The 21,613-nt window shown below is 73.0% G+C and carries 18 protein-coding genes and 1 pseudogene; 11 read left to right on the plus strand and 8 right to left on the minus strand.

From position 1 onward, the window contains the following. Positions 1–418: 418 nt before the first annotated feature. Positions 419–2,170, minus strand: a complete 1,752-nt coding sequence (locus BLW82_RS30275; protein WP_093503623.1) for an MFS transporter — start codon at positions 2,168–2,170, stop codon at positions 419–421. Positions 2,171–2,364: 194 nt separating this feature from the next. Here BLW82_RS30275 and BLW82_RS30280 point away from each other — a divergent pair, with 194 nt between their 5' ends. Together BLW82_RS30280 and BLW82_RS30285 are read left to right on the plus strand one after the other, a co-directional pair. After that, complete coding sequence (locus BLW82_RS30280) at positions 2,365–3,564, plus strand: thiolase C-terminal domain-containing protein (protein ID WP_177233121.1); 1,200 nt, start codon at positions 2,365–2,367, stop codon at positions 3,562–3,564. Between the two features lie 63 nt (positions 3,565–3,627). Next, entirely contained in the window at positions 3,628–5,076 is a 1,449-nt protein-coding gene (locus BLW82_RS30285) for an MFS transporter (protein WP_093503627.1), read from the plus strand. Between the two features lie 48 nt (positions 5,077–5,124). On the opposite strand, the gene BLW82_RS30290 is transcribed toward BLW82_RS30285, so the two are convergent. Continuing rightward, positions 5,125–5,757, minus strand: a complete 633-nt coding sequence (locus BLW82_RS30290) for a response regulator transcription factor (RefSeq protein ID WP_093503629.1) — start codon at positions 5,755–5,757, stop codon at positions 5,125–5,127. Between the two features lie 262 nt (positions 5,758–6,019). Here BLW82_RS30290 and BLW82_RS30295 point away from each other — a divergent pair, with 262 nt between their 5' ends. Beyond that, complete coding sequence (locus tag BLW82_RS30295) at positions 6,020–7,591, plus strand: alpha-L-arabinofuranosidase B (RefSeq protein ID WP_093508364.1); 1,572 nt, start codon at positions 6,020–6,022, stop codon at positions 7,589–7,591. On the opposite strand, the gene BLW82_RS30300 is transcribed toward BLW82_RS30295, so the two are convergent. Beyond that, entirely contained in the window at positions 7,569–8,840 is a 1,272-nt protein-coding gene (locus tag BLW82_RS30300) for a sensor histidine kinase (RefSeq protein WP_093503631.1), read from the minus strand. The two genes, BLW82_RS30295 and BLW82_RS30300, sit on opposite strands and share 23 nt — an antisense overlap. A gap of 320 nt (positions 8,841–9,160) precedes the next feature. Here BLW82_RS30300 and BLW82_RS30305 point away from each other — a divergent pair, with 320 nt between their 5' ends. The 4 genes from BLW82_RS30305 (at position 9,161) to BLW82_RS30320 (ending at position 13,319) form a co-directional block, all read left to right on the plus strand. After that, positions 9,161–10,018, plus strand: coding sequence for a MaoC/PaaZ C-terminal domain-containing protein (locus tag BLW82_RS30305; RefSeq protein ID WP_093503633.1), 858 nt, complete (start codon positions 9,161–9,163; stop codon positions 10,016–10,018). A 29-nt stretch (positions 10,019–10,047) separates the two neighbouring features. Further along, the gene (locus tag BLW82_RS30310) at positions 10,048–11,124 is read left to right on the plus strand and encodes a Zn-dependent alcohol dehydrogenase (RefSeq protein WP_093503635.1); all 1,077 of its coding nucleotides are present in this window, start codon (positions 10,048–10,050) and stop codon (positions 11,122–11,124) included. 11 nt (positions 11,125–11,135) lie between these two features. Continuing rightward, on the plus strand, positions 11,136–12,080 hold the full coding sequence (locus BLW82_RS30315) for a 3-oxoacyl-ACP reductase (protein ID WP_093503637.1): 945 nt from the start codon (positions 11,136–11,138) through the stop codon (positions 12,078–12,080). A 129-nt stretch (positions 12,081–12,209) separates the two neighbouring features. Beyond that, positions 12,210–13,319 (plus strand): PP2C family protein-serine/threonine phosphatase, encoded by a 1,110-nt coding sequence (locus BLW82_RS30320; RefSeq protein WP_093503639.1) that lies wholly within the window; start codon positions 12,210–12,212, stop codon positions 13,317–13,319. Positions 13,320–13,424: 105 nt separating this feature from the next. Here the strand turns inward: BLW82_RS30320 and BLW82_RS44655 are convergent, their stop codons facing one another. Together BLW82_RS44655 and BLW82_RS30330 are read right to left on the minus strand one after the other, a co-directional pair. Further along, entirely contained in the window at positions 13,425–13,577 is a 153-nt protein-coding gene (locus tag BLW82_RS44655; protein WP_093503641.1) for a hypothetical protein, read from the minus strand. 96 nt (positions 13,578–13,673) lie between these two features. Next, positions 13,674–14,888: a hypothetical protein gene (locus BLW82_RS30330; RefSeq protein WP_093503643.1), complete on the minus strand. Its 1,215-nt coding sequence runs from the start codon at positions 14,886–14,888 to the stop codon at positions 13,674–13,676. Between the two features lie 186 nt (positions 14,889–15,074). On the opposite strand from BLW82_RS30330, the gene BLW82_RS30335 reads away from it, so the two are divergent. Genes BLW82_RS30335 through BLW82_RS30345 form a run of 3 tightly spaced genes read left to right on the plus strand, consistent with a single transcriptional unit; the run spans position 15,075 to position 17,999 of the window. Further along, positions 15,075–15,914, plus strand: a complete 840-nt coding sequence (locus BLW82_RS30335) for a Nif3-like dinuclear metal center hexameric protein (RefSeq protein ID WP_093503645.1) — start codon at positions 15,075–15,077, stop codon at positions 15,912–15,914. Beyond that, positions 15,911–16,654 carry a zinc ribbon domain-containing protein gene (locus tag BLW82_RS30340; protein WP_093508365.1) on the plus strand — a complete coding sequence of 248 codons (744 nt, stop codon included), beginning with the start codon at positions 15,911–15,913 and terminating at the stop codon, positions 16,652–16,654. Before BLW82_RS30335 ends, BLW82_RS30340 begins: the two co-directional genes overlap by 4 nt. Before the next feature lie 19 nt (positions 16,655–16,673). Further along, positions 16,674–17,999 (plus strand): bifunctional RNase H/acid phosphatase, encoded by a 1,326-nt coding sequence (locus tag BLW82_RS30345; RefSeq protein ID WP_093503647.1) that lies wholly within the window; start codon positions 16,674–16,676, stop codon positions 17,997–17,999. 37 nt (positions 18,000–18,036) lie between these two features. Here the strand turns inward: BLW82_RS30345 and eda are convergent, their stop codons facing one another. Together eda and yaaA are read right to left on the minus strand one after the other, a co-directional pair. Next, positions 18,037–18,657, minus strand: coding sequence for a bifunctional 4-hydroxy-2-oxoglutarate aldolase/2-dehydro-3-deoxy-phosphogluconate aldolase (gene eda, locus BLW82_RS30350; RefSeq protein ID WP_305729058.1), 621 nt, complete (start codon positions 18,655–18,657; stop codon positions 18,037–18,039). Between the two features lie 74 nt (positions 18,658–18,731). Beyond that, on the minus strand, positions 18,732–19,514 hold the full coding sequence (yaaA, locus tag BLW82_RS30355; protein WP_093503651.1) for a peroxide stress protein YaaA: 783 nt from the start codon (positions 19,512–19,514) through the stop codon (positions 18,732–18,734). Positions 19,515–19,613: 99 nt separating this feature from the next. Between yaaA and BLW82_RS30360 the strand changes: the two genes are divergently transcribed. Beyond that, entirely contained in the window at positions 19,614–21,050 is a 1,437-nt protein-coding gene (locus tag BLW82_RS30360) for an RNB domain-containing ribonuclease (RefSeq protein ID WP_093503653.1), read from the plus strand. 170 nt (positions 21,051–21,220) lie between these two features. Here the strand turns inward: BLW82_RS30360 and BLW82_RS30365 are convergent. Further along, a pseudogene (locus tag BLW82_RS30365) lies at positions 21,221–21,520 on the minus strand (MerR family transcriptional regulator); the annotation flags it as partial. Positions 21,521–21,613: the final 93 nt, after the last annotated feature.

A 21,613-nucleotide genomic window follows, 5' to 3' on the forward strand; every position in this document is an offset into this window, starting at 1 on the left:
GGCGCCCCGAAGGGGGCGCGGGGAACTGCGCGCCCAGCCACGACGGCGCCGCGGACGGAAGACGGCGCAGTAGGGCACGCGGGCTGGGCAGCAGGCGGGTGCGGCCCCGTCGTCTTCGCGGCCGGGGGCTGACGCGGGGTCCGGCAGCGCCCCGAAGGGGGCGCGGGGAACTGCGCGCCCAGCCACGACGGCGCCGCGGGCGGAAGACGGCGCAGTGGGGCACGCGGGCTCGGCAGCAGGCGGGGGCGGCCCCGTCGTCTTCGCGGCCGCGTGCCGGCGAGCGCCCCCCAAAGGGACGCGGGGAACTGCGCGCCCAGCCACGACGGCGCGGCAAGACGGCGGACGGCGCAGTAGGGCACGCGGGCTCCGCGGCAGGCGGCGGGGCGGTCACGTCGTACTCGGCCGCCCCCACGGAGTGCTACACGCTGACCGTCTCCCCGGGCAGCGCCAGGTCCAGGTCGACCGCGCCGGCGGCGCCGGTGTGGATCGCCGACGAGGCGAGGGGGCCGTGGCCGGCCGCCTTCGCCGCCAGTACGTACGCCCCCTCGGCCGGCACCGCGAGCGCGTACGTGCCGTCCTCGGCGGACAGCGTCGCCCCCGCCTGCCGCCCGCGCCGGTCGATCAGGGTCACCTTCGCACGGGCCACCGGCACGCCCGCGGCGTCCAGGACGCGCCCGCGGAAACCGCGCAGCATCTCCTCGGCGCCCGCGAGCACCGCCTCCTCCTCGCTGCTCGCCCGCAGCTGGGTGTGCTGGGCGACCTCCGCCGGCCGGCCCCGCTTGGGCAGCAGCAGGGCGAGCACCAGACCCACCGCGACCGCTCCGGTGGCGATCAGGAACGAGACCCGGAAGCCGTGCATGGTCGGGACGGCGACGCCGCCCACGTGGTTCGCCGTGTTGGCCAGCACCATGCCGATGACGGCGCTGGACACGGACGTGCCGATGGACCGCATCAGCGTGTTGAGGCCGTTCGCCGCGCCCGTCTCGGACGCCGGGACCGCGCCGACGATGAGCGCCGGGAGGGAGGAGTACGCGAGGCCGATGCCGGCGCCGAGGACGACCGCGATGACCAGGCTCTGCCAGGCCGCGCTCATCAGGCCGAGGCCGCCGCCGTAGCCGATGCCGATGATCACCATGCCGAGGATCAGGGTGGTCCTGGGGCCGTACTTGGCGGACAGGCGGGCGTAGACGGGGGCGGTGAACATCATCGTCAGGCCCAGCGGGGCGACCAGCAGACCGGCGCTGACCATCGACTGGCCGAGGCCGTAGCCGGTGGCCTTCGGGAGCTGGAGCAGCTGGGGCAGGACCAGCGAGACGACGTAGAAGCTGACGCCGACCATGATCGAGGCGAGGTTGGTGAAGAGCACCGCGGGCCGCGCCGTGGTGCGCAGGTCGACCAGCGGGGCCGAGTGGCGCAGTTCGAAGACGCCCCACAGCAGAAGGACGGCCACCGAGGCGGCGAACAGGCCCAGCGTGGTACCGGACGACCAGCCCCAGTCACTGCCCTTGGTGATGGGCAGCAGGAGCAGCACCAGACCGGCCGACAGGCCGATCGCGCCGGGTACGTCGAAGGAGCCCTTCGCCCGCATCGGGGACTCGGGTACGACGAGGAGGGTCAGGGCTATGGAGAGTACGCCGAGGCCGGCGGCGCCGTAGAACAGGGCGTGCCAGTCCATGTGCTGCGCGACCAGCGCCGCGGCGGGCAGCGCGAGGCCCCCGCCGACGCCGATCGAGGAGCTCATCAGGGCCATCGCCGAGCCGAGCTTCTCGCGCGGCAGCATGTCGCGCATCAGGCCGATGCCCAGCGGGATCGCGCCCATGGCGAAGCCCTGGAGGGTCCGGCCCGCGATCATCGTCAGCAGGTTGCTGGTGAGGGCGCTGATCAGCGCGCCGACCACCATCACGGCGAGGCTCAGGACCAGCATCCGCCGCTTGCCGTAGAGGTCGCCGAGACGTCCCATGATCGGGGTGGCCACGGCGCCCGACAGCAGCGTCGACGTCAGGACCCAGGTGGCGTTGCTGGGTTCCGTGCCCAGCAGTTGCGGGAGGTCCTTGATGACCGGAACGAGCAGGGTCTGCATCACCGCGACCACGATGCCCGCGAAGGCGAGGACCGGGACCACGGCCCCGCTCGCGCCCCGGGCGGGCTGGTCGGTCGTCGTGTGCGTCATTGAGTGTGGCCTCCGGGCCGAGAGAGTGACGGGAAGTACGGCATGCGTGCGGAATAAGTGCTCGGTAAACCTCGTATGCACAGGCAACTATTCCGTTGCTTCGAGCTGCTAACGAATCCTTGACCGTCCCATGGGTTTCTGACCCGGTGTCAGGGTCTGGCCTGTTGGTGGAACGTGTTCTAATCTCACGCGTCATGGCTGCTGTGAAGGCGTACCTCGCTGGCGTCGGGATGACCAAGTTCGAGAAGCCCGAGAGCCGTGACTGGCAGTACTGGGACATGGTCCGGGAGGCCGGCGGCTCCGCGCTCGCCGACGCCGGGATCTCCTACCCGGATGTGGAACAGGTTTCTGTCGGCTACTGCTTCCAGCCCTCGACCGCCGGCCAGCGCGCCGCCTACGAGCTGGGTCTCACCGGCGTCCCCGTCTACAACGTCAACAACAACTGCGCCACCGGCGCCACCGCCCTGATGCTCGCCCGCCGGCTGGTCGAGGGCGGCGCGGCCGACTGCGTCCTGGCCCTCGGCTTCGAGAAGATGAAGAAGGGCGCGCTGGGCGGCGGCGCCGACGGCGGCGACTTCAGGACCTCCCCGGTCGCCCGGCACTACGGCGTCATGGCCGCCCGGCACGGCTTCGAGGCGACCCCGCCCACCGCGCAGATCTTCGGTGACGCGGCCCGCGAGCACATGGAGCGCCACGGCACGACCGAGGCCCAGCTCGCCGCCGTGGCCGCCAAGAACCACCGGCACTCGGCCCTCAACCCGTACGCGCAGTTCCAGGACGTGTACGAGATCGACGACATCCTCGCCGCCCGCACCGTCCACCGCCCGCTCACCAGACTCCAGTGCTCGCCCACCTCCGACGGCGCGGCGGCGGCCGTGGTCGTCTCCGCACGGTTCGCGGAACGGCGCGGCCTCACCGGTCTCGTCGAGATCGTCGCGCAGGCGATGACGACCGACACCGAGGAGTCCTTCGCGTCGGGCTCGTGCATCGACGTCGTCGGGCAGCCCATGTCCCGGGCCGCGGCCCGGCAGGTGTACGACAGCTCAGGCCTCGGCATCGAGGACGTCGACGTGATCGAACTCCACGACTGCTTCTCCGTCAACGAGCTGCTGACCTACGAGGCGCTCGGCATGTGCGCCGTCGGCGAGTCGGGCAAGCTCGTCGAGTCCGGCGCGACCACCTACGGCGGCCGGTGGGTGGTGAACCCCTCCGGCGGGCTCATCTCCAAGGGGCATCCCCTGGGCGCGACCGGCCTCGCGCAGACCGCCGAGCTGGTCTGGCAGTTGCGCGGCACGGCAGGCGACCGGCAGGTGCCCGGGGCCCGCGTGGGGCTCGCCCACAACATCGGGCTGGGCGGGGCGGCGGTGGTGACGCTGCTGCGGCGGAGCGCTTAGGGCGTACGACGGAGGCCACGTGGGCCGAAAAGCCGATGCAAGGACCGTAACCGGCTTGAGAGCATGACATCCATGCTCGAAGCCGCGGACACCGCACACATATCCCGCCGCACCGCACCCCCCACCTGGCTGGTGGTGTCGCTGGCGTGCGCCGGGCAGTTCCTCGTCGTGCTCGACGTGTCCGTGGTGAACGTGGCGCTGCCGTCGATGCGTACCGACCTGGGACTGAGCGCGTCGGGCCTGCAGTGGGTGGTCAACGCGTACGCCATCGCCTTCGCCGGGTTCATGCTGCTCGGCGGCCGGGCCGGCGACCTGTACGGCCGCAAGCGGATGTTCCTGGTCGGGCTCGGCCTGTTCACGCTGGCCTCGCTCGGCGGCGGGCTCGCCCAGGACGGCTGGCAGCTGCTGCTCGCCCGCGCCGTGCAGGGGCTGGGCGCCGCGGTCCTCGCCCCCTCGACGCTGACCCTGCTGACGGCCGCGGTGCCGGAGGGGCCGGGCCGGGCGCGGGCGATCGCCACCTGGACGGCGGTGGGTGCGGGAGGCGGCGCGGCCGGCGGACTGGTCGGCGGGGTGCTGGTGGACGTGCTGTCCTGGCGCTGGGTACTGCTGATCAACGTGCCGGTGGGCGCGCTGGTCCTCGCCGGGTCCGTGCTGTGGCTGACGGAGAGCAGGGCCGGCGACGGACGGCGCCTCGACCTGCCCGGCGCCCTGCTGGTGACGGCGGGCCTCGGGACCCTGGCGTACGGCATCTCGCAGACCGAGGCCGAGGGCTGGACGGCGTCCGCCACCCTGCTCCCGCTCGCCGCCGGGCTCGCCCTGCTCGGACTGTTCCTGGCCGTCGAGGCGCGTACGGCGGCCCCGCTGATGCCCCTCGGACTGCTCGGCCGGCGGCCGGTGGCGTCGGCCAACGCGGCCATGCTGATCTCCGGTTCGGCGATGTTCTGCATGTGGTACTTCATGACGCTCTACGCCCAGAACGTCCTCGGCTACACCCCGCTGGAGGCCGGTCTCGCCCTGGTGCCCAGCTCCGTCGCGGTGCTCGTCGGCTCCAAGACGGCGCCCCGGCTGATGCGGCGGGCGGGGACGCGGACGGTGGCGGTGTCCGGCACGCTGGTCGCGGCGACCGGGTTCGCCTGGCAGTCGACGATGGGCCCGCACGGCGCCTATGCGACGGCCATCATGTTCCCCGGCATCCTGATGATGCTCGGCGCGGGCCTGGCCGCGACCCCGCTGGCCGCGCTGGCCACGTCCGGGGCGGCGCCGGCGGAGGCCGGACTGCTCTCCGGGCTCGTCAACACCTCGCGCACGATGGGCGGTTCGCTGGGGCTCGCCGTGATGTCGACGATCGCGGCGGCCCGGACGGGCGAGGACGGCGGGCCGGCCGCCCTCACGGACGGGTACGCGGCCGCCTTCCGCACCAGCACGGGGCTGCTGCTGGCCGGGGCGGTGCTGATGCTGCTGTGGCTGCCGCGGCGGAACGTCACCGCGAAGCGGAACGTCTCCGCGAGCTAGGCCGGAAACGTCCGGGACGGCAGGCAACGGGGCAGCCGCACCCGCGGCTCACAGCCACCCCTGCTGCCGGGCCTCGCGTACCGCCTCCGCGCGGTTGCGGGTGCCGGTCTTGCCGATCGCGGCGGAGAGGTAGTTGCGGACCGTCGACTCCGACAGATGGAGCTTCGCCGCGATGTCGGCGACGGTCGCGCCGTCCACCGACGCCTTCAGCACGTCGCACTCGCGGGCGGTGAGCGGGTTCGGCCCGGCGCTGAGCGCGGCGGTGGCGAGCGCCGGGTCGACCACGGTCTCCCCGGTGAGCACCCGCCGGATCGCCCGGGCCAGTTCCTCCACCGGCCCGTCCTTGACGAGGAACCCGGCTGCCCCGGCCTCCATCGCCCGGCGCAGATAGCCGGGCCGGCCGAAGGTGGTCAGGATCAGCACCCGGCAGTCCGGCGCCTGCTCACGCAGCTCCGCCGCCGCGTCCAGGCCGCTCATGCCCGGCAGTTCGATGTCGAGGAGGGCCACGTCCGGCCGGTGGGCCTGCGCGGCGTCCACGATCGCGTCGCCCGTCCCGACCTGGGCGACGACCTCGATGTCCGGCTCCATCCCGAGCAGTAAGGCCAGAGCCCCGCGCATCATCCCCTGGTCCTCGGCGAGCAGCACCCTGATGGACTTCGCCGGCCGGTGGTCCCGGGGCATCTCGTTCGCAGGCTCGTACACAGCCCAAGCGTAGCCTCGCGCCCGGCAATTAAAGAACAGTCATTTTTCCGCGCCGCAGGGCTTGACGCCGATTGACCGTGCTCAAACAATCGCCTCTGCAATTCCCTGAATGGCCGGCGAATGGTCGGTATTTCGACAACTGAATAAGTTCGGTATTTCGATCGAACGGCGTTCGGTATACCGGACGCCGCGAACCCGCACCGCCCTACGAGGAACCAGGAAGAGGTGCACCGTGTTCTCAGTGCCTGTGCGAGCCCTGCGCTCCCGCCCGCCGCGCGTCCGGAGAGCCGTGCTGTCCGTGCTCGCCGCGTTCGTGACCGTCGCCGCGCTCGTCGTCGGGGCCGGCGCCCCCGAGGCGTCAGCCGCCAGTTCGCTGCCGTGTGACGTCTACGCCGCCGCCGGCACCCCGTGCGTCGCCGCACACAGCGTGGTCCGGGCGCTGTACTCGTCGTACGGCGGCTCCCTCTATCAGGTGCGGCGCGCCTCGGACGGCGCCACGGCCGACGTAGGGCTGCTGGCCACCGGCGGCTACGCCGACGCGGCCGCGCAGAACACCTTCTGCGCCGGTACGACCTGCATCATCACCAAGATCTACGACCAGTCCGGCAGGCACAACGACCTCACCGTCGAGGGCGCCGGCGGGGCCGGCGCGGCCGATGTCGGGGCGCCCGCGGACGCGCTGCCGGTGACCGTGGGCGGGCACCAGGTGTACGGCCTGGAGATCTCGGCCGGCATGGGCTACCGGGACAACTCCACCTCGGGAGTCGCCACCAACGGTGCCGCCGAGGGGATGTACATGGTCACCTCCGGCACCCATGTCAACGGCAGCTGCTGCTTCGACTACGGCAACGCCGAGACCAACAACAAGGACACCGGCAACGGCCACATGGACGCCATCAACTTCGGCACCGAGTGCTGGTTCTCGCCCTGCTACGGCTCCGGCCCCTGGGTCCAGGCGGACCTGGAGAACGGGCTGTTCCAGTCCAACCTCGGCTACAGCACCAACTCGTCCAACACGGGCACCGGCGCGATACCGTTCGTCACCGCGTTGCTGAAGAACAACGGGCAGAACCATTTCGCACTGAAATGGGGAAACGCGCAATCGGGCGGTCTCACCACCACCTATTCCGGCGGTGAGCCCAGCACCAGCAGCGGTTACTCGCCGATGCACCAGGAGGGCGCGATCGTCCTCGGCACCGGCGGCGACAACAGCAACGGCTCCATCGGCTCGTTCTTCGAGGGCGTGATGACCTCCGGCATCCCGGCCGACGCCGCCGACGACGCCGTCCAGTCCAACATCGTCTCCGTCGGCTACGGCGGCGCGACCGGCTCCACCGGCACGCTCGGCTCCGCCTCGGAGATATCCCTGAAGGCCACCACCTCCTGCTGCACCACCGACTACGTCCGCCACCAGAACGACGCCGGCGTGCTGTCGGCCATCACCTCCAGCAGCTCCGCCCTGGACAAGAACGACGCCACCTGGATCGTCCGCCCCGGCCTCGCCGACGGCTCCTGCGTCTCCTTCGAGTCCCGGAACTACCCCGGCGACTACCTGCGCCACTACAACTACAAGATCTACCGGCAGCCCATGGACGGCACCACGACGTTTCGGCGGGACGCGACCTTCTGTCCCACGACCGGGAAGAGCGGCACGGGCACGTCCTTCGCCTCGTACAACTATCCGACGAAATACCTGCGCCACTACGACTACAACCTCTACATAGCGAGCGACGGCGGCTCCAACGCCTGGGACGGCGCCACGTCCTGGACCGACGACGTCAGCTGGGCCGTCAGCTCGCCCTGGGCGCCGTAGCGGCCGCCGGGGCCGGCAGTTCCAGCGCCTCGGTGGGAAGTTCCGCGGTGACCGTGAAGCCGCCGCGCGGCGCCGGGCCGGCCGTGAGTGAGCCCCCCGCCGCCGCGAGGCGCTCGGTCAGTCCCTGCAGGCCGGTGCCGCCGATGCCCTCCCGGCAGGGCTCGGCGGCCACCGTGCCCGAGCCGTTGTCGGCGACCGTCAGCCGGGCCCGCCCGGCGGCGCTGTCGACGGCGATCTCGCAGCGCGTGGCGTCGCTGTGCCGGACCACGTTGGTGACCGCCTCGCGCACCACCCAGCCGAGCAGCGTCTCGGTCTGCGGGACGAGCGGCGCCCCCGACTGCCGGACCACCGGCTCGACGCCGGCCGCCGTCAGGGCCGACCGGGCCCGGACGAGATCGGCGGCCAGGCTGCCCTCCCGGTAGCCGGTCACCGCCTCGCGGATCTCGGTCAGCGCCTGCCGGCCGACCGACTCGATGTCGGAGATCTGTGTCAGCGCCGCGTCCAGGTCCCGGGGCGCGACCCGCCGGGCCGCCTCCGACTTCACGACGATCACGGAGAGGGTGTGGCCGAGCAGGTCGTGCAGATCCCGCGAGAAGCGCAGCCGCTCCTTCTCCACCGCCCGCCTGGCCAGCTCCTCGCGGGCCGCGCGCAGCTCCCGCACGGCCTCGCTGAGGGAGAGGATCGCGGCGGTGATCATCGTCGACAGGAAGGTGCCGTAGGCGATGGTGATGGCGTCGGAGCCGTCCCGGTACCAGGAGACCGCGCCCGCGAAGCAGGCCAGCAGGATGCCGGTACGGCCCAGCCAGGGCCCGCGCAGCGCCGCGCCCGTGGCCAGTCCGAGCAGCGGGAAGAACATCAGCCAGCTGCCGCCGTAACCGAGGGCCAGCCCGGTGGTCAGCAGGCCCATCAGCAGCAGGGCGACCCGGGTGGAGGTAGCCTCCCGGGCCTCTTTGTGGAAGGAGCGGAAGGCCACGTAGATGTAGAGGGAGTTGAACGCGAGCAGGCCGATCGCGCCGATCCACGGGTCGGCCGTCTTGCCCTGGAGCAGGTTGGAGAGCGAGCCCAGCCCCATCAGCAGCCACGGGAGCAGGGCGAACCCGGAGGGCGGAGGCCCCGCGTGGTCGGGTACCTCACCGTTCTTCCGGGCGGCCTTCTGCTGCTCCCTGAAGCGGGCCGTCTCCTCACGCCACTGGGCGCGCGCCGTCCGGAGGTCGTCCGCCTGACACTTCACCTGCTGCCACCACGCCATGTCACTCTTCCCCCGATCGGTGTGGATCCGTAACCATTCGTTATGTTCTGTTCCGTCCGGCCGTACTGTCCGGTGCTACGACCCTACGGAAGGCGGCGCCGGTTCGGCAGAGGCGGATGTACGGCCGCGGGCAGGACAAATGTCATGGTCCGGCGCCGCTGTATCTGACGTGACGTCAGGAGCCTTCACAAGTGCGGAGGGCTGGGCTATACAAGGTGCGCTGGAATGGAACGCGTTCTAGATCTGCACCCGTGGACGACCTCGGTGCGGCCGACGGTGCGGACGGCCGTGCCGGGGTCTTGAGACACCTCAGGAGCCGTATGCCCATCGACGCCGCCAAGGCCCTCGCCGCCGAACCCAGGTCCGGGGAGATCCGCTGGGAGCGCCGGGACGTCCAGCTCTACCACCTCGGCATCGGCGCGGGCCGCCCCGCCACCGATCCCGACGAACTGCGCTACACCCTGGAGACCCGGCTGCACGTCCTGCCCAGCTTCGCCACCGTCGCGGGCGCCGGCTCACCCGGGGTGATCGGCGGACTGTCCATGCCCGGCATCGACGTCGACCTCGCCAAGGTGCTGCACGGCGGCCAGTCCCTCACCCTGTACCGCCCGATCCCGGCCGCGGGCACCGCCACCGCCACGAGCCGCATCGCCGCGGTGTACGACAAGGGCAAGGCGGCCGTCCTGGTGATGCGCACCGACGTCGCGGACGCCGACGGCCCGCTGTGGACCAACGACGCCCAGATCTTCGTACGGGGGGAGGGCGGCTGGGGCGGCGACCGCGGACCCTCGACCCGGCTCGACCCACCGGCCGGCGAGCCGGACCGGACCGTCGAGCGCCCGGTCCGCGAGGACCAGGCCCTGCTCTACCGCCTCTCCGGCGACTACAACCCGCTGCACGCCGACCCCGAGTTCGCCAAGCTCGCCGGCTTCGACCGGCCCATCCTGCACGGGCTGTGCACCTACGGCATGACGCTCAAGGCGGTCGTGGACACACTGCTCGGCGGGGACGTGAGCCGGGTGCGGTCGTACACGACGCGGTTCGCCGGAGTGGTGTACCCGGGGGAGACCCTGCGCATCCGCATGTGGCGGGGCGACGGGCGGGTGCGGGTCGCCGTGAGTGCCGCAGAGCGCGAGGACGCGCCCGTCCTCGCCGACACGATCGTCGAACACCTTTGATCCAGTGAGCAGTTGAGGGGAGCCGCAGCATGCGCGCAGCCGTACTGCACGAGATCGGCCAGGAGAAGCTGGACGTCCTCGACGACGTCGAGACGGTGGGATTCGGGCCCGGCAGGGTCCGCATCCGGGTGCGCGCCACGGGGCTGTGCCACTCGGACCTGTCGGCGATGAGCGGGGTGCTGCCGCAGCCGGGACCGTTCGTGCCGGGCCACGAGGGCGCGGGCGAGGTCCTGGAGGTGGGGGAGGGCGTCACCCGGGTGAAGCCCGGCGACCGGGTGGTCGTCTGCTGGCTCCCGGCCTGCGGCGCCTGTCCCGCCTGCAGGCGCGGCCAGACCGAGCTCTGCCTGGCCGGGTTCATGAACGCAGGCACCCCCAACTTCCGTCGCCCCGGCCAGGACGTCTTCGGCTTCGCGGGCACCGGCACCTTCACCGAGGAGGTCGTGGTCGACGCCGGGTGCGCGGTGCCGATCCCGGACGATGTGCCCTTCGACATCGCCGCGCTGATCGGCTGCGGGGTCACCACCGGGCTCGGCGCGGCCCTCAACACGGCCGATCTGGAGGCCGGTTCGTCGGTCGCCGTCATCGGCTGCGGAGGCGTCGGGATCTCGGCGATCCAGGGGGCGCGGCTCAGGGGCGCGGCCGAGATCGTCGCCGTCGACCCGGTCGAGTCGCGGCGCGAGTCGGCGCTCAGGTTCGGGGCGACACGGGCGGTCTCGCCGGACGAGCTGCCCGGCGCCAAGCAGGAGGTCACCGCCGGCGAGGGCTTCGACTACGTCTTCGAGGTCGTCGGCAAGTCCGCCACCGCCCGGACCGCGTACGAGAACACCCGGCGCGGCGGCACCCTCGTGGTCGTCGGCGCGGGCGCCATGGACGACTTCCTCCAGCTCAACATGTTCGAGCTGTTCTTCGACGAGAAGCGGATCCTGCCGTCCATGTACGGCGGCGGGGACGTGGTCCGCTCCTACGAGCGGACGATCGCCCTGTGGCGGGCGGGCCGGATCGACCTGGAGGGCCTGATCACCCACCGGGTGCCGCTGGCCGGGATCAACGAGGCCCTGGACCAGATGCGCACGGGCACCGCCCTGCGCACCTGCATAGAGATCTGAGGGGCCGCCGTATGCGGGAGAGGCCGCTGGAGGGGCTGGCCGCCGTCGTCACGGGGGCCGGCCGGGGCCTGGGCCGGGCCGAGGCGCTGGAGCTGGCCCGGCTCGGCGCGGCCGTCGTCGTCAACGACTTCGGCCGGCCGGGCCGGGACGGCTCGGGGGAGGCCTCCGCGGCCCCCGCCGAACAGGTCGCGGAGGAGATCCGCGCGACAGGCGGCCAGGCCGTCGCCCACACGGGAGACATTGCCGACTTCTCGCAGGCGCGAGACCTTCTCATGCTTGCGACAACCCATTACGGAAAGCTGGACATCCTCGTCAACAACGCCGGGATCCTGCGCGACCGCATGGTCTTCTCCATGACCGAGGACGAGTGGGACTCGGTGATCAGGGTCCACCTCAAGGGCCACTTCAACACCACCCACTTCGCGGCCGCGCACTGGCGGGACCGTTCCAAGGCGGCGGGCGGCGAGAAGGTCTACGGCCGGATCGTGAACACGTCCTCCGAGGCCTTCCTCGCCGGTTCCGCGGGCCAGCCCAACTACGCGGCCGCGAAGGGCGGCATCGTCGGCCTGACCACCTCGACGGCCCTCGCCCTCGCCAAGTACGGCGTCACCGCCAACGTGATCTGCCCGCGCGCCCGCACCCGGATGACCGAGGACGTGTTCGCCGGCTTCGAACAGCCCGCCGAGGGCCTCGACCCCCTCGCCCCCGAGCACGTCGCCCCGCTCGTCGGCTACCTGGCCTCGCCGGCCGCCGAACGGATCAACGGGCAGCTGCTCGTGGTCCACGGCGGCATGGTCGCCGTCGTGGAACGCCCGCGCGTGCGGGCCAAGTTCGACAGCAAGCAGGACACCTTCGACTACGCGGAACTCGACGCCGCGCTCACACCGCACTACGCGGAGCGGCCGGCGGGGGAGACGTTCGCCGCGGCGGAGGTGCTGGGGCTGAAGCGCGGGTGACCACCGGCAGGCCGCGGCGCCGTGGGCGGCGCCGTGGTCTCGTGGTGCGCGCCACGACCACCTGCTCGTATCGTGAAAAGACCTCGTATCGGGAACAGACGGCGAGCAGCGGGGTGAGCAAGGAAGATCATGGCTGGACCGGCGGTCGACTACGCGGCGGTGTTCCAGGCCCTTCCCGGGGCGGTGGCGCTGGTGACGCCGCAGTTGATCTACGCCGACGCCAACGCGGAGTTCGAGCGCCTGCGGGGCCTGCCCCGTGAGCAGCTGATCGGACGCTTCCTGCCCGAGGACAGCATCGACAACGAGTCCGCCGAGCCTCTCCTGCTCAGGGTGCTGGCGTCCCTGCGGCGGGCGGCGGACACCGGCGAGCGCAGTGTCGTGGCGCTGCAGCGCTTGGACCGGGAGGACCCCGACCAGCCCGGGGTGTGGCACGAGCGGTACTTCAACGTGACCAACATTCCCGTGTTCGGGGACGACGGTCAGGTCACGCTGCTGCTGCACCGGCTGGAGGACGTCACCGAACTGATCCGGGCCCGTGAGGTCGCGCTGACCCTGCAGGAGGCGATGCTGCCCGCCCCGCGCCGGATCGGCCGGCACCCGGCGGCCGTCCGCTACCGGCCCGCCGCGGAGGCCCTCAACGTGGCCGGCGACTGGTACGACCTGATCGACCTGCCGGGCGACCGCATCGCCGTGGCCGTCGGCGACGTCGTCGGCCACGGTCTGCCCGCGGCCTGCGTCATGGGGCAACTGCGCAGCGCCCTCACCGCCGCCTCCCTCGTCCCCGAGGGTCCCGCCCGCGCCCTGGAGGTCCTCGGGCAGTACGCCCGCACCGTCGACGGCGCCGAGAACACCACCGTGGCGACGGCATTCGTCGACTGGGAGAACGACACCATCACCTACAGCAGCGCCGGCCACCCCCCACCGGCGGTTCTCCGGCCGGACGGGATCGTCGAGTTCCTGGACCAGGCCACCGACCCGCCCCTGGCCGCCCGCCCCCAGCACGGCCCCCGGACCCAGGCCGTCGCGCCCTTCCGCGAGGACTCCGTCCTCGTGCTCTACACCGACGGCCTGATCGAACGCCGCGGCGAGGACATCGACAAGGGCCTCGCCCGGCTCTCCGACTCCCTGGTCCGCCACCGCACCGCCCGGTGCGAGGCCCTCGCCGACGCCGTGCTCGCCGACCTGCTCCCGACCGGTGACGCCACCGACGACACCGCCCTGGTCATCATGCGCCTGTGAACCCGGCCCGGCCCCAGCAGGCCCCGCGCCGCACCGGCTGCCGCCGCGACGGCACGGAAAAGGGGCCCACCGGTCACCCGGTGGGCCCCTCTTCCTCTCCTGCCGTCAGGCTGCCACCTCGGCCGGCTCCGGCTTGCGGTGCCGGCCGCTGGGGGCCGTCTCGCTGTCCTGGGCCGAGACGTGGCCACGGTGTTTGCCGTGGCCGTCCGTCTCCTGGGCCTCGGCGGACAGGTGCTGGGACGTGCTGGCGTCGCTCATCGGAAGAATTCACCCCGTCAACATGATCTTTCTTACAGCGCGGCGAGTCTAACCGGCCCACCACGGGGCGAATCCAGGCGACCACGCCGACCGCTACTAGTTCGTTACAAGCCGTGCGAGCGGGGCCTGTTGGAGGGGTACCGGCCGGGCCACGACAGGCCCCGGAGGGTCCGGTTCCGCCGGCTCCCCGGGCGTACCCGACGCCCCGGCAGCCGTGCCGTCCCGAACCGGATCCCCCGGGCCCGCGTCCCCCGGCCCCCCGTACTCCCCCGTCTCCCCCCAGGGCACCGCCACCGCCGCCACGCCGCACGGGACCTCCCCCGTGGCGTACGGCAGCCGCAGCACCCCGTCCTGCGTCCACATCCCGGCGCCCGTCAACCACCCCTCGGGCGCCGGGAGATGGCACATCCTGCGGGCTCTGGGCCGCCAGGCCCCCACCCAGCTGCCGAGCGGACCGTCGATCCGCAGCGCCACCCCGCAGCTCTCCGGCACCAGCACCTGCCCCGGCTGGGCGGCGAACGGCGTGACCACGCAGTCCGGGCACTCCGGCACCCGCAGGCTCTCCGGGAAGCGCACCGGCAGCGTGGAGCCGAGGACACCCCAGCCCAACCGTTCCTGCCCGGGACTGGGCGCGTCCGACCCGACCAGGACCAGCCCGCTGTCCGGGTCGGCGAGCAGCAGCCGGTCGTCGCTGTCCGGCGCGATCTGCAGCAACGGCGACACCTCGCCGGCGCGCTCCAGATCGACCACGACCGTCTTGGTCCGCCCGCCCAGCTCCCGGTCCAGGGCCAGCATCCGCCCGGACCGGTCCAGCCAGACCCCGCCCGCACACCGCCCCGGCACCACCGCGACCCGCTCCGGCCCGAAGGCCCCGCCCGCCACCAGCCAGACGGCGGAGGAACGCGGCCCCACGGCGAGCGCGTACGCGCGCACGCCCCCCGGCGCCGGCGGCAGCAGCCGCAGCACGGCCCCCTCGTCCGGGCACTCCACCGCGCCCAGCGGCAGCTCACCCGTGCCGGGACCGGTCGGATAGAGGAGCGCGAAGTGGTGCCGCCCGTCCACCAGCCGGCGGATGAGCACCCGCCCGTCACCCATCGGCTGCACCTCCGTGCCCGGCTCCTCCGGCTGGTTGCCGGGCAGCGGCACGGCGTACGGCTCGGGGCCGTCCAGCGTCCACCGCTCCGGGAAGCAGGAACCATCCTGCTGAGCCAGCCGGGCCGCGTACGCCCCGTCCACCGTGATGGTGCAGCCCGCCCCCGGCGCGCTGTCTTCCTCGTCCGCAGCCGAGGGTTCGATCGCACAGGCCGTCATCGTTCGGTCACCTCCGGCCACGAAGCTAGTTTTCGCACGCACAGGCGGCACACCGGCTACCGACGGCTTCACACATACGGGTGCACACTCGACGATTCGCCTGAGGAAACGGGGGCGGGTGTGCTGCGGGTTGCCTCGGCGGGCGAGCAGGTACGGCCCCGCGGAACAGGCAGGTAGCCTTTCCCCGTGCCCCGTCTGTCAGAAGTCATCGCCGCGCTGGAGAACCTGTGGCCCGCCGAGCGGGCCGAGTCCTGGGACGCGGTCGGTACGGTCGTGGGCGACCCCGGCCAGGAGGTCACGCGGGTCCTGTTCGCCGTCGACCCGGTCCAGGACGTCGTCGACGAGGCGGTGAAGCGCGGCGCCGACCTGCTGGTCACCCACCACCCCCTCTACCTGCGCGGTACGACGACGGTCGCGGCCTCCCACTTCAAGGGCCGGGTCGTGCACACCCTGATCAAGAACGACATCGCGCTGCACGTCGCCCACACCAACGCCGACACCGCCGACCCGGGCGTCTCCGACGCCCTCGCGGGCGCCCTGGACCTGCGCGTCGTACGCCCCCTGGTCCCGGACCCCGCCGATCCGGAGGGCCGCCGGGGCCTCGGCCGCGTCTGCGAGCTGGACCACCCGGTGACCGTCCGCGAGCTCGCCGACCGGGCCGCCGCCCGGCTCCCCGCCACCGCGCAGGGCATCCGCGTCGCCGGCGACCCCGAGGCCCTCGTCCGCACGGTCGCCGTCAGCGGCGGCTCCGGCGACAGCCTCTTCGACGTGGTGCGCGCCGCCGGCGTGGACGCCTTCCTCACCGCCGACCTGCGCCACCACCCGGCGTCGGAGGCGGTGGCACACAGCCCCCTCGCGCTGCTCGACGCGGCGCACTGGGCCACCGAATGGCCCTGGTGCGAGCTGGCCGCCACCCAGCTCGACGAGATCTCCGACCGTCACGGCTGGGACCTCCGCGTGCACGTCTCCAAGACGGTCACCGACCCCTGGACCAGCCACTCACCCTCCCTTGGAGCCCCCAACTGAACGCAGCGCCCGCCGACCAGATCCGACTCCTCGACGTCCAGGGCCTGGACGTACGCCTCCAGCAGCTGGCGCACAAGCGGAAGTCGCTGCCCGAGCACGCCGAGATCGAGTCGCTGACCAAAGACCTGACCCAGCTGCGCGACCTGCTCGTGGCCGCGCAGACCGAGGAGAGCGACACCGCCCGCGAGCAGACCAAGGCCGAGCAGGACGTGGACCAGGTGCGCCAGCGCGCCGCCCGCGACCAGCAGCGCCTCGACTCCGGCGCGGTCACCTCCCCGAAGGACCTGGAGAACCTCCAGAGGGAGATCGTCTCCCTCGCCAAGCGCCAGGGCGATCTGGAGGACGTCGTCCTGGAGGTCATGGAGCGCCGCGAGTCCGCGCAGGAGCGGGTCGCCGAGCTGACCGAGCGGGTCGGCGCCGTCCAGGGCCGGATCGACGAGGCGACCGCCCGGCGCAACGCCGCGTCCGGGGACATCGACGCCGAGGTGGCCACGGTCACCAAGGAGCGCGAGGTCATCGCCGGCTCCGTCCCCGCGGACCTCCTCAAGCTCTACGACAAGCTGCGCGAGCAGCAGGGCGGCATCGGCGCGGCCAAGCTGTACGCCCGGACCTGCCAGGGCTGCCGCCAGGAGCTCGCCATCACCGAGCTGGCCGAGGTCCGCAAGGCCGCGCCGGACACCGTGGTGCGCTGCGAGAACTGCCGCCGCATCCTGGTGCGCACGTCCGAGTCCGGTCTGTAGGAACACCTGAGGGGCGTACGTGGCAAGGGAGTTCATCGTCGAGGCGGACGGCGGCTCCCGGGGCAACCCGGGGCCGGCCGGCTACGGCGCGGTGGTCGTCGACGCGGCGACCGGCGAGACGCTGGCGGAGGTGGCCGAATACCTCGGCGTCGTCACCAACAACGTCGCCGAGTACCGCGGCCTGCTGGCGGGCCTGCGTGCGGCCCGGGACCTCGACCCCACCGCGACCGTCCACGTCCGCATGGACTCCAAGCTGGTCGTCGAGCAGATGTCCGGCCGCTGGAAGATCAAGCACCCCGACATCAAACCCCTGGCGGCGGAGGCGTCCCGGGTGTTCCCGGCGGGCCAGGTCACGTACGAGTGGATCCCGCGCGAGCAGAACAAACACGCCGACCGCCTGGCGAACGAGGCGATGGACGCGGGCAGGCGGGGCGAGCAGTGGTCGCCCGCGGCGTCCACGGCGGAGCTTGACGTCCGGTCCGCGGCGAGTGCGGCGCCCCGAAAGGGGTTCGGGGCTGAGCGGCCGGGCGGGACCGGGGATGCGGTGGCGGGCGCCGCGAAGGCACCTGCGGCACCGGCAGCGCCCCGTAAGGGGCGCGGGGAACCGCGCGACCAGCCCCCGCCGGCCGGCACTGTGACGACGGCCGACAAGACCACCGCCGACACCCGCGCCGCGAGCCACGTGGCGAGCCCCGGCTGGAGCTCCGCCCCCGACCTCGGCGCCCCCGCCACCTTCGTCCTGCTCCGCCACGGCGAGACCCCCCTCACCCCCCAGAAGCGCTTCTCCGGCAGCGGCGGCACCGACCCGGAACTCTCCCCCGTCGGCTTGGACCAGGCCCGCCGCGCCGCCGACGCCCTGGCCCGCCGCGGCACGATCGAGGCGATCGTCGCCTCCCCCCTCACCCGCACCCGGCAGACCGCCGCGGCCGTCGCCGAACGCCTCGGCCTCGACGTCACGATCGAGGAGGGGATCAGGGAGACGGACTTCGGCGCCTGGGAGGGCCTGACCTTCGGCGAGGTCCGCGAGCGCCACCCCGACGACCTGACCGCCTGGCTGGCCGACCCGTCGGCCCACCCCACCGGCGGCGGGGAGAGCTTCGCCGAGACGGCGGCACGCATCGCGGCCACCCGCGACAAGCTGATCGCGGCCTACGCGGGCCGCACGGTCCTGCTCGTCACGCACGTCACGCCGATCAAGACGTTCGTGCAACTCGCCCTCGGCGCCCCGCTGAAGTCCCTGTTCCGCATGGAACTGTCGGCGGCCTCGCTGTCGGCGGTGGCGTACTACGCGGACGGCAACCCGAGCGTACGGCTCTTCAACGACACGTCCCACCTGCGTCCCTGAACCAGGACCCGGATCAGGCCCTGTGCCAGGACCCGGATCAGGCCCTGAGCCCCGCCGCGGCCCGGGCCAGCCCCCGGACCCGGTCCCAGTCCCCGGCGGCGACCGCGTCCGCCGGGACCATCCAGGTGCCGCCGACGCAGCCGACGTTGGGCAGGGCGAGGTACTCCCGCGCGTTGTCCGGGCCGATGCCTCCCGTCGGGCAGAAACGGGCCCGCGGCAGCGGACCGGCGAGCGACCTGAGGTAGGCCGTGCCGCCCGCGGCCTGCGCCGGGAAGAACTTCATCTCCCGCACCCCGCGTTCGAGCAGCGCCACCACCTCCGAGGCGGTCGACACCCCCGGCAGGTACGGCACCCCGGACGCGGCCATCGCCGCCAGCAGCCCGTCCGTCCAGCCGGGACTGACCAGGAACCGCGCCCCGGCGGCCACGCACTCCGTCACCTGTTCCGGAGTCAGCACGGTCCCCGCGCCGACCACCGCGTCCGGCACCGCGGCGGCCACGGCCCGGATCGCGTCGAGCGCGGCGGGCGTCCGCAGCGTCACCTCGATGACCGGCAGCCCGCCCTCCACCAGCGCCCGCGCCAGCGGTACGGCAGTGGCGGCGTCCTCGATCACGACGACGGGCACGACGGGCGCGAGATCCAGCACGGAGGTGGGCATGACGAACATCCTGCCCATGCGATGCAGAGCACGCAAAGGGCATTGCGCATGCTGCAACAGTGCTTACGGGTGACTCAGTGCACCTCGGTCACCAGCACGTCCAGCGCCCACGCCTGCCCGGCCTTCGCGGGCGCCTCCGCCTCGACCTCGTACCCCAGCTCCCGCAACGCCTCCACCAGCTCGGCCGGACCGGCCGGCGCGATTCCGGCGGCCAGCAGGCTCCGTACCATCCGCCCCTTCGTCGCCTTGTTGAAGTGGCTGACCACCTTCCGCGTCGGCGCGTGCAGCACCCGCACGGTCGCCGTCCGCCCGGCCACCTCGCCCTTCGGCTTCCACGCGGCCGCGTACGCCGCCGACCGCAGGTCCAGCACCAGCCCCGTCCCGGCCGCCTCCGGCAGTGCCTCGGCCATCGGCCCCCGCCAGTGCGTGCCCAGCGCACCGAGCGCCGGCAGCCTCACCCCCATCGAGCAGCGGTACGACGGGATCCGGTCCGTCACCCGGACCGCGCCCCACAGCCCCGAGAAGACCAGCAGCGACCGCGCGGCCCGCCGCTTCGCCGCCGCGTCCAGGGAGGCCAGGCCCAGGGCGTCGTACAGCACCCCGGTGTAGACCTCCCCGGCCGGCCGGGTGGCCGCCGTCCGCAGCGCCGCGTTCTTCGCGACCTCGCCGCGCAGTCCCTCGCTCAGGCCGAGCACCTCACGGGCCTTGTCCTCGTCCCCGGCGCACAGGTCGACCAGCTCGCCGAGCACCGCCTCGCGCGCCGCCGCGAGCCCCGGCAGGGACAGCGACTCCGGCTTCAGCGGGGCACCACGCCCCGAGGACGCCTTGCCCTCCGAGGGCGGCAGCAGGACCAGCACGGGTACTCCTCTTCACCAACGACGTTCACCGGCGTTCATCATCAACGCTTCGCGCCAGCGTAAAGCGCCGGAGCGGTGCGATGTGACTACGCTCGTCCTATGCCCAGCCGCCACATCCGTGTCAAGGGTGCCCCCGAGGCGCCCCTCCGGGCCGCGCTGGCCGCGCTCCGGGCCGAGCTCGGCGTCCCCGAGACCTTCCGGTCCGAGGTCCTCGCGGAGGCCGAGAGCGCCGCCAGGTTTCCGGCCGTACCCGGCCACGACGCGACCGACCTCCCCTTCTTCACGGTCGACCCGCCCACCGCGAACGACCTCGACCAGGCCATGCACCTGTCCCGGCACGACGGCGGCTACCGCGTCCGGTACGCCATCGCGGACGTCGCCGCCTTCGTCGTACCGGGCGGTGACCTGGACTCCGAGGCGCACCACCGCGTCAACACCCTCTACTTCCCGGACGAGAAGGTCCCCCTGCACCCCGCCGTCCTCAGCGAGGGCGCGGCCAGCCTGCTGCCCGGCCAGACCTGCCCGGCCGTGCTCTGGACCATCGACCTGGACGGGGAGGGCCGGACCGTGACCGCCGACGTCCGCCGGGCCCTCGTCCGCAGCCGGGCCAAGCTCGACTACGCGGGCGTGCAGAAACGGATCGACGAGGGGACCGCCGAGGAGCCCGTCGCCCTGCTCAGGGAGATCGGCGAGGCCCGCGAACGGCTGGAGGTGGCGCGCGGCGGCATCTCCCTCAACGTGCCGGAACAGGAGATCGTCGAGTACGACCACACCTACGAGCTGACCTACCGCGCCCCGCTGCCCGCCGACGCCTGGAACGCCCAGATCTCCCTGCTCACCGGCATGACCGCGGCCGACCTGATGCTCGGCTACGGCACCGGCGTCCTGCGCACTCTCCCGACCGCCCCCGACGGCGCGGTGGCCCGCCTGCGCCGCACCGCGCACGCGCTGCGCATCGAGTGGCCGCACCACGTCTCGTACGCCGAGCTGATCCGCTCCCTGAACCCGCGCCGCCCCCGCCACGCGGCCTTCCTCCAGGAGTGCACGACTCTGCTGCGCGGCGCCGGTTACACCGTCTTCCGGGACGGCGTCCGCCCCGCGAACACCACCCACGCGGCCGTCGCCGCCCCCTACGCCCACTGCACCGCGCCACTGCGCCGCCTGGCCGACCGCTACGCCTCGGAACTGTGCCTGGCGGCGGCCGCCGGCGAGGAACCGCCGGACTGGGTGCTGATGGCGCTGGACACGCTCCCCAAGCAGATGGCCGAAGGGGCGCGGCGCTCGGGCACGGTGGAGCGGGAGTGCGTCGACATAGTGGAGGCGGCCCTGCTCAAGGACCGGGTCGGGGAGGTCTTCGACGGGTGCGTGGTGGAGGTCGAGGCGCGCCGGCCGACGGTGGGGAAGGTGCTGTTGCAGCAGCCCGCCGTCATAGGCCGGATCGAGGCCGCCGCTCCTCTCCCGCTGGGCGAGCGGCTGCCGGTGCGGCTGATGGAGGCCGACCCGGGGACGACGAAGGTACGGTTCGCGCCCGCGTGACCCTCCGTGCCGTCGCCTGCCGCGTTGTGAGCCGTTCTACGAGGCCGGTGGCGTCGTCGGCGTGGATCCGGACGACGCGCAACCTCCTGCCGGCCGCCCAGCAGGCCGAAGTGGGCGACGGGCTCGGCCAGTTCGAGGGTCACCGAGGTCTGCGAGCCGATGGGCGGGTCGAGGTCCGCGTCGAGCTCGGTGAGCACCTCCACGAGGTCCTTGCCGGCGTCGTCCGCGAGCACGTCCCGCACCTCGGCGAGCCCGAGCCCGAGCCCGAGCTCCGTCAGCCGCCGGATGCGGGCGAGGACGACAGCGTGCCGGAGGGTGTAGTCCCGGAGGGGGCACCTCCCGCTCGAGCGAAGCCGAGAGTGGGGGACGTTCGAGAGCCGCTCGGGCTCGGGCAGCAGGCCCTGGTGGTGGCAGTGCCGCACCGCGCGCGTGGTGACGCCGAGGGCGGCGGCGAGTTCTCCGATCCGCATGGGACACCAGTGGAGACGTTGACGTCGCGGCAGGGTTAAACGGCAGGGTCGAACGGCCGGGGTAAACAGCCGGGGCGAACGGCTGGGGCAACG

It is taken from the genome of Streptomyces sp. Ag109_O5-10 (assembly GCF_900105755.1).
Lineage (GTDB): Bacteria > Actinomycetota > Actinomycetes > Streptomycetales > Streptomycetaceae > Streptomyces.

What these genes read in the sequence shown, in the direction of transcription:
- BLW82_RS30275 (WP_093503623.1), bottom strand. Translation starts at nt 2,170, where the DNA reads ATGACGCACACGACGACCGACCAGCCCGCCCGGGGCGCGAGCGGGGCC.
- BLW82_RS30280 (WP_177233121.1), top strand. Translation starts at nt 2,365, where the DNA reads ATGGCTGCTGTGAAGGCGTACCTCGCTGGCGTCGGGATGACCAAGTTC.
- BLW82_RS30285 (WP_093503627.1), top strand. Translation starts at nt 3,628, where the DNA reads ATGACATCCATGCTCGAAGCCGCGGACACCGCACACATATCCCGCCGC.
- BLW82_RS30290 (WP_093503629.1), bottom strand. Translation starts at nt 5,757, where the DNA reads ATGCCCCGGGACCACCGGCCGGCGAAGTCCATCAGGGTGCTGCTCGCC.
- BLW82_RS30300 (WP_093503631.1), bottom strand. Translation starts at nt 8,840, where the DNA reads ATGGCGTGGTGGCAGCAGGTGAAGTGTCAGGCGGACGACCTCCGGACG.
- BLW82_RS30305 (WP_093503633.1), top strand. Translation starts at nt 9,161, where the DNA reads ATGCCCATCGACGCCGCCAAGGCCCTCGCCGCCGAACCCAGGTCCGGG.
- BLW82_RS30310 (WP_093503635.1), top strand. Translation starts at nt 10,048, where the DNA reads ATGCGCGCAGCCGTACTGCACGAGATCGGCCAGGAGAAGCTGGACGTC.
- BLW82_RS30315 (WP_093503637.1), top strand. Translation starts at nt 11,136, where the DNA reads ATGCGGGAGAGGCCGCTGGAGGGGCTGGCCGCCGTCGTCACGGGGGCC.
- BLW82_RS30320 (WP_093503639.1), top strand. Translation starts at nt 12,210, where the DNA reads ATGGCTGGACCGGCGGTCGACTACGCGGCGGTGTTCCAGGCCCTTCCC.
- BLW82_RS44655 (WP_093503641.1), bottom strand. Translation starts at nt 13,577, where the DNA reads ATGAGCGACGCCAGCACGTCCCAGCACCTGTCCGCCGAGGCCCAGGAG.
- BLW82_RS30330 (WP_093503643.1), bottom strand. Translation starts at nt 14,888, where the DNA reads ATGACGGCCTGTGCGATCGAACCCTCGGCTGCGGACGAGGAAGACAGC.
- eda (WP_305729058.1), bottom strand. Translation starts at nt 18,657, where the DNA reads ATGCCCACCTCCGTGCTGGATCTCGCGCCCGTCGTGCCCGTCGTCGTG.
- BLW82_RS30360 (WP_093503653.1), top strand. Translation starts at nt 19,614, where the DNA reads ATGCCCAGCCGCCACATCCGTGTCAAGGGTGCCCCCGAGGCGCCCCTC.